Origin of the sequence: Streptomyces sp. NPDC051913 (assembly GCF_044593635.1) — a bacterium.
GTDB lineage: Bacteria > Actinomycetota > Actinomycetes > Streptomycetales > Streptomycetaceae > Streptomyces.
The window spans coordinates 1-1,028 of sequence record NZ_JBIUCI010000053.1 but is presented as its reverse complement, the minus strand read 5'-3'; the positions used below and the strand labels follow the sequence as shown (position 1 = coordinate 1,028).

Below are 1,028 nucleotides of genomic sequence, written 5' to 3'. Positions count from 1 at the left end.
TTGTCGGCGAGTGCCCTGACCCGGGTCTTGAGGCTTTCGACGTCGTACGACGGCTTCAGCGCCGACGCGATCACGTCGGCGACCTCGGTGAAGTCCTCGGCGGTGAAGCCGCGGGTGGCCAGGGCCGGGGTGCCGATGCGCAGGCCGGAGGTGACCATCGGGGGGCGCGGGTCGTTGGGGACGGCGTTGCGGTTGACCGTGATGCCGACCTCGTGGAGGCGGTCCTCGGCCTGCTGGCCGTCCAGCTCGGACTCGCGCAGGTCCACCAGGATCAGGTGCACGTCGGTGCCGCCGGAGAGCACGTTGATCCCGGCCTCGCGGGCGTCCGTCGCGGTCAGGCGCTCGGCGAGGATGCGTGCGCCTTCCACGGTACGCCGCTGGCGCTCCTTGAACTCCTCCGAGGCGGCGACCTTGAAGGAGACCGCCTTCGCGGCGATCACGTGTTCCAGGGGGCCGCCCTGGAAGCCCGGGAACACGGACGAGTTGAGCTTCTTGGCGAAGGCCTGCTTGGCGAGGATGATGCCGCCGCGCGGGCCGCCGAGGGTCTTGTGGGTGGTGGAGGTGACCACGTCGGCGTGCTCGACGGGGTTGGGGTGCAGGCCGGCGGCGACGAGGCCGGCGAAGTGGGCCATGTCGACCCACAGGTAGGCCTCGACCTCGTCGGCGATGCGCCGGAACTCGGCGAAGTCCAGCTGACGCGGGTAGGCGGACCAGCCGGCGATGATCACCTTGGGGCGGTGTTCCTTGGCGAGGCGTTCGACCTCGGCCATGTCGACCAGTCCGGCGTCGTCGACGTGGTAGGCGACCACGTTGAACTGCTTGCCGGAGAAGTTCAGGCGCATGCCGTGGGTGAGGTGGCCGCCGTGGGCGAGGTCCAGGCCGAGGATCGTGTCGCCGGGGGAGGCGAGGGCGAAGAGGGCGGCCTGGTTGGCGGAGGCGCCGGAGTGGGGCTGGACGTTGGCGTACTCGGCGCCGAACAGCTCCTTGATCCGGTCGATGGCGATCTGCTCGGCGACGTCGACGTGCTC

Annotated in this window: 1 protein-coding gene; it reads right to left on the bottom strand. The window is 70.4% G+C overall.

From position 1 onward, the window contains the following. On the bottom strand, nucleotides 1–1,028 hold a 1,028-nt coding region (gene glyA / locus ACIHIX_RS47895), incomplete at both ends, for a serine hydroxymethyltransferase (protein WP_399966982.1).